A 6,495-nucleotide genomic window follows, 5' to 3' on the forward strand; every position below is an offset into this window, starting at 1 on the left:
ATGAAAAGCTTTCTGTTTTGAAAAAGTCTTTACTCGAAAAAATGTTCCCTCGAGAGGGAGAAAATAAACCAGAAGTTCGATTTGCAGGTTTTACTGACCCTTGGGAACAGCGTAAGTTGGGTGATATAGCTGAAGTTACAATGGGACAATCGCCAAGTGGCACCTGTTATACAGACAACCCAAACGATGCAATTTTGGTACAGGGAAACGCAGATCTTAAGAATGGATGGGTTTATCCTCGTGTCTGGACAACTGAAATTACTAAGACTGCCAGTCGCGGTGATTTGATTATGAGCGTTAGAGCACCTGTCGGCGCGATGGGAAAAACTGCGTTTGACGTGGTATTAGGTCGTGGCGTTGCTGGGATAAAAGGTGATGAATTCCTATTCCAAGCATTATCAAAAATAGAATCTGATGGCTATTGGACTACTGTATCTGCAGGTTCTACCTTTGACTCAATTAGTGGTGATGAGCTCAGAAATACAGCAATCAATTATCCCAGTGACACTGAAGAACGCAAAAGAATTGGTTATTATTTTCAGAAATTTGACCACCTCATCACCCTTCATCAGCGTAAGCTTGAAAAACTCAAACAGCTCAAACAATCCATGCTCGAGAAGATGTTCGTGTAAGGAAAATCCATGTCATATCAGCCGCCTTTTACTCTCAATAACCAGATGCTCGATTATGTTGCCGACATTGCCCAAAAGGTTGGTCAGGTGGATGCATACGGCCAGCTCAGTCGAAGCCCGCAGCTTCGCAAGGAGAACCGTATACGAACCATTCACTCTTCACTTGCTATTGAGAACAACACGCTCTCGCTCGAACAAGTTACGGCAGTAATTGAGGGTAAGCATGTTATCGCACCACCCAAAGACCTTCTTGAAGTGCAAAATGCCATTAAGGTTTATGAGGATATTAATTCGTTCGACCCTCTTGCAATAGACGATCTCTTGCGGGCTCACAAGCAACTCATGGGCGGACTTGTTTCCGAAGCTGGTAGACTGCGTAGCGGCAACGTTGGCGTCTTTGCAGGAGACAAACTTATACATGCCGGCACACCAGCAAAGTACGTCCCAAACGTTCTAGCTGATTTATTCTCATGGCTTGCTTCCGGTGAGGTTCATCCGCTTATAACCTCGTGTGTATTCCATTATGAATTCGAGTTCATCCATCCTTTCCAAGATGGTAATGGTCGTATGGGTAGGCTCTGGCAGACACTTATCTTGAGTAGATGGAACGACCTTTTTGCATGGCTTCCTGTTGAGACACTAGTTAAGGAACACCAAGAAGACTACTACGATACACTTGCTGGTTCTGATGAGCAGGGGGACTGCACACAATTCATTGAATTCATGCTTGGTATGATTTCACAGGCACTTGATGATGTGATTACTTCCGGCAATGATGACGGTATAAATGACGGTATAAATGACGGTATAAAAAATGAAGCAGAAAATATGCGTGAACGATTACTTTTACTTGTGCGCAAGAACCCGAGCATGACTGTTAAGCAAATGGCATCTGAGCTGGGGGTAAGCATTCGTCAAGCCGAGCGAATCGTTTCAAGTTTAAAGCAAGATAAAAAGCTTGTCCGCATTGGTGCCAACCGAAATGGTCGCTGGGAGGTGCGATAGGAATGCCTTCTTCTTGGGAACAGCGTAAGTTGGGTGAAATTATCCAGTTGGGTGGCTCGGGTGGAACACCCTCAGCAACTAACCCAAATTACTACGGGGGAGAAATACCTTTTCTCGGTATTGCCGACATTGAGGGAAGGGATATTGCGCATACGGCCAAAACGCTCACTGAAGAAGGCTTGCGCAATAGTGCGGCATGGATTGTTCCAGCTGGCGCAGTAAGCCTTGCGATGTATGCGAGCGTCGGAAAAGTAGGCATTATCAGGCAAGATACTGCCACTAGCCAGGCTTTCTATAACATGGTTTTCGAAGACGTCGCCATTAGAGACTTTGTATTCACGAGACTCGAAAAAGCGGACGCAGGCTTCGAATGGGAACCTTATATTTCGACAGGGACGCAGCGAAATCTAAATGCCGATAAGGTTAAAGCATTTGCTATAGCAGTCCCCAGCAGCCGTGAAGCAGCCAAGATAGGTCGTTACTTCGCGAACCTCGATACCCTCATCACCCTTCATCAGCGTAAGTCTGAAAAACTCAAACAGCTCAAACAATCCATGCTCGAGAAGATGTTCATATAGAAGTAAGGAATAAAAATGGCGGATATATTTAACTCAGAAGCAGATTTTGAAGAAGCAGTCATAGCGCAACTGCAACGGCATGGTTGGAAGGATGGCGTTCTAAAATATCCCACTGAAAAGGAGCTACTTGACAATTGGGCTAAGATCCTTTTCAAAAATAACAAAGAGCAAGATAGGCTTAATGGGTTCCCACTTACCTCAGGAGAAATGCACCAGATAATCGAACAAATTACGGTGCTGCGAACACCTATGCGTCTCAATGGTTTTATAAATGGAAAAACAGTTTCCATTAAGCGTGATAACGAGGATGACAAGCTTCATTTTGGTAAGGAAGTTAGCCTTTATATCTATAATCGCCTCGATATTGCAGGTGGCAGAAGTACATATCAGATTGCTCAGCAGCCTTACTTTTCAACCAAATCAAAGATGCTTAACCAGCGTAGAGGTGATCTGACGCTGCTTATCAATGGTATGCCTGTTATTCATCTTGAGCTCAAACGAAGTGGGATTCCTATTAGTCAGGCATGTAATCAGATTGAGAAGTATGCACATGAAGGAGTTTTTCGGGGAATTTTTGCACTCGTTCAAGTATTTGTTGCGATGAATCCAGACGAGAGCATCTATTTTGCCAATCCGGGTGCAGATGGAGATTTCTCGTCCTATTGTTTTCATTGGGGTGATTTCAATAACGAGCCTGTTAATTACTGGAAGGATGTCGTACGTTATCTCCTTTATATCCCTATGGCTCATCAGCTTATTGGCTTCTATACAGTGGCAGACGGTAAGGATAATACGCTTAAGGTCATGCGCAGTTATCAGTACTTTGCAGCTGCAGGAATCTCTGAGCGTGTAAAACATGCAAAATGGGATAAGAGAGGATCTCGCGGTGGGTATGTCTGGCACACAACTGGCTCCGGAAAGACAATGACGAGTTTCAAAAGTGCTCAGCTTATTGCTACTTCGAACGATGCTGACAAAGTTGTCTTCTTAGTTGACCGCATTGAACTTGGCACTCAGAGTCTTGACGAATATCGAAATTTTGCTGATGATGCGCAAAGCGTTCAGGCAACTGAGAACACGGATGTCCTTAAAGCAAAGCTTAAAAGTAGCGATCCTGCAAATGCTCTTATCGTAACGTCAATTCAGAAGATGAGTAATATTCATGTTGATGCAGATGGTCTAACCTCGGCAGATCTTGAGAAAATGCGTTCCAAGCGGATAGTTTTTATCGTTGATGAGTGTCACCGATCAACTTTTGGCATGATGATGCAAGAAATACGTACAGCATTTCCGTGCGCTATGTTCTTTGGTTTTACAGGTACGCCCATTCAAGAAGAAAACCAAAAGAAGCTCAATACAACAACAGATATATTTGGGGATGAAATTCACCGCTACAGTATTGCCGATGGAATTCGTGACCACAATGTTTTAGGTTTCGATCCCTATAAAGTGCTTACATACAAGGATGCTGATGTTCGTACTGCAGTTGCTCTTAGGCAAGCTGAAGCTAAGAGTGTTGAAGAGGCTCTAGATGATCCTGTCAAGAAAGAAAAGTACCTCTATTTTATGAACAAGGCAGAAGTGCCTATGGCAGGTTATACGAAAAAAATCGGAAAACATGTGAAAGGAATTGAGGACTATCTACACCCCAGCCAATATCGGGGAAGTGATGGGACAGGTAATGAAGAGCACTTTTCTGCTGTTGTAGATGATATTCTTGAAGGCTGGAATACCCTTTCTCAAGGGGGCATGTTTCACGCAATTTTCGCGACAAGTTCGATTCCTGAGGCCATTACGTACTATCGAATGTTCAGAGACCGAGCCTCAAATCTCAAGATAACGGCATTGTTTGATCCCAATATAGATAATAATGGCGGTGCTATCTTCAAAGAAGACGGTCTCGTTGAAGTTCTTACAGGATATAACGAGCTCTTTGACAAAGACTACACTATTTCCAGTCATGCGCAGTTTAAGAAAGATGCTGCTGCACGACTTGCGCATAAGAGGCCTTATACCGGTATCAAGAGGGAAGAGCAGCTCGATCTTTTGATTGTTGTAGATCAGATGCTTACAGGTTTCGATTCCAAATGGATCAATACGCTTTATTTAGACAAGGTGCTTGAATACGAGTATCTTATTCAAGCGTTTTCTAGAACGAACAGGCTCTTTGGCCCTGAGAAACCCTTTGGTGTAATTCGTTATTATCGCAAGCCTCATACTATGGAGAAAAACGTAGAGAAAGCTGTCAAGCTCTACTCCGGTGACCGTCCAATGGGACTTTTTGTAGATAAGCTTGAGAGAAACCTTGAGTTGATGAATTCAACCTATTTACAAATTAAGGATGTCTTTGAGGCGGCAGGCGTTGAGAACTTCGTCAAAATCCCGGAATCTGAGGCTGCTTGTGCAAAATTTGCGCAGCTATTCAAGACTCTTTCCGACCATCTTGAAGCAGCTAAGATTCAGGGATTTACCTGGGAGCAGCTCGAGTATACGTTCGAAAGTGAGAAAGGCACTACTGTCGTTAAGCTTGAGTTAGACGAGAATGTCTATCTTATCCTTGCCAAGCGTTACAAGGAGCTTTTTACAGGCAGTGAAGGTGAGGGGTCTATCGATGTACCTTTTGATATACATGGCTATCTAACAGAGATCGATACCGGTCGTATAGATACGGAATATATGAACGATAACTTTCAAAAGTGGCTCAAGCGTCTTGATACAGGTGGAAAAGAACTTGAGAGAGCTCTTGAGGAGCTACACGGTACATTTGCATCCCTCGACAAAGAGCAACAAGTATATGCTGAAAGTGTTATTCATGCTGCAGAGTGCGGTGAATTGGATGTAAGAGAAGGCATGACCTTCCTTGACTACATTAATGAGTTTCAGCTGGAGGGTAAAAACGCACAGGTAAAATCCATAGTTGATGCCTTAGGAGTGGACGAGAAGAAGCTCAAGGAGCTTATGTCTTATCACGTCGATGAAAGCAATATTGATCAGTTCGGGCGCTTTACTGCTTTGAAGGATACCGTAGATCGCTCCAAGGCACAAAAATTCCTTTCAGAACGTGAAGGAAAATCAATACTTCCATATCAAGTGAGTATAAAAGTTGATAATTTGCTTCGAAACTTCATTCTGTCTGGTGGATTTGATTTATAGGGATACAGGTAAGTAGTTTATTGGCGACCCATCCTGAGATGTTGTTGATTGTCTAACGACCTCTCTATCTTTATCAGCAAGACTATCTTCTAATTGAAGTTAGTCTTGCTTTTATGTAAAGCTAAAGATTCCCTCATCTGCGTAAGTCGCTCTTGCTGTGAGGAAGGGAGGGTCTGATGCTGAGCGATATTACTCAAAACGACCTATTCACGAACTACTATCAAAACTGGATTGCCGTATATAAAGAAGGGGCAGTTCGTTCTGTTACTCTTAAAAAATACCAGCTCGCATACTCTTGGCTCGAGAGACTAGTACCTGATTTAAAGGTTGGAGATCTCACAAGAATTAACTATCAAGCTCTTCTGAACGAATACGCGATTTACCATGAACGTCAAACAACAATGGACTTTCATCACCAGCTAAAAGGAGCAATCCTTGATGCCGTAGATGAAGGTCTTATTGAACGTGACCCAACGAGAAAAGCAATTGTTAAAGGGAAGTCTCCAAGACCTAAAAAGGGAAAGTACCTCAATCAGTATGAGCTCCATCGGCTTATTACTACATTAGAACTTGGGGAGAATATTAACTGGGACTGGCTAATTCTACTCATTGCTAAAACAGGCATACGGTTCTCAGAGGCACTTGCCGTTACTCCTAGAGACTTTGATTTTACAAGGCAGGTGCTTTCGATAGATAAGACCTGGGACTATAAAAATGGCGGCGGATTTGTGGCTACAAAGAATAGGTCATCAAACAGGAAGGTCCAGATTGATTGGCAGCTTATCGTTCAGTTTTCAACCTTGGTTCGCGGATTGAATGAAGACGATCCTTTGTTTGTTTGTGAAAAGCGACGTGTATACAACTCGACCATAAACTCCGTTCTTGAGCGCAGGTGTATTGATGCTGGAATTCCAATCATTTCTGTTCATGGTCTACGCCACACTCACGCTTCGCTGCTATTGTTTGCAGGAGTCTCAATTGCAAGTGTTGCAAAAAGGCTTGGCCATGCAAGTATGAATACGACCGAGAAGACCTACTTGCATATTATTCAAGAGCTTGAAAATAAAGATGTTGATCTGGTAATGCGATCTTTAACCAGCCTCGTTTAAGTCTATTCTGTAGAGCAG

General features: G+C 43.1%; 5 protein-coding genes. All 5 read left to right on the forward strand.

What is annotated here, in order from left to right; all coding sequences use genetic code 11:
* Positions 1-632 (forward strand): restriction endonuclease subunit S (locus ATORI0001_RS07530; protein ID WP_222926887.1); only part of this gene is annotated, 632 nt, incomplete at its 5' end.
* 9 nt (positions 633-641) lie between these two features.
* On the forward strand, positions 642-1,637 hold the full coding sequence (locus ATORI0001_RS07535; RefSeq protein ID WP_003150639.1) for a Fic family protein: 996 nt from the start codon (positions 642-644) through the stop codon (positions 1,635-1,637).
* Positions 1,638-1,639: 2 nt separating this feature from the next.
* The gene (locus tag ATORI0001_RS07540; RefSeq protein ID WP_003150640.1) at positions 1,640-2,215 is read left to right on the forward strand and encodes a restriction endonuclease subunit S; all 576 of its coding nucleotides are present in this window, start codon (positions 1,640-1,642) and stop codon (positions 2,213-2,215) included.
* Positions 2,216-2,230: 15 nt separating this feature from the next.
* A complete protein-coding gene (locus ATORI0001_RS07545; RefSeq protein WP_003150643.1) occupies positions 2,231-5,368 on the forward strand; it encodes a type I restriction endonuclease subunit R, EcoR124 family in 3,138 nt (1,045 codons plus the stop codon).
* 176 nt (positions 5,369-5,544) lie between these two features.
* Positions 5,545-6,477 carry a site-specific integrase gene (locus tag ATORI0001_RS07550; protein WP_003150641.1) on the forward strand — a complete coding sequence of 311 codons (933 nt, stop codon included), beginning with the start codon at positions 5,545-5,547 and terminating at the stop codon, positions 6,475-6,477.
* Positions 6,478-6,495 lie beyond the last annotated feature (18 nt).

The sequence above is a fragment of the Lancefieldella rimae ATCC 49626 genome (assembly GCF_000174015.1).
GTDB classification, from domain to species: Bacteria; Actinomycetota; Coriobacteriia; order Coriobacteriales; family Atopobiaceae; genus Lancefieldella; species Lancefieldella rimae.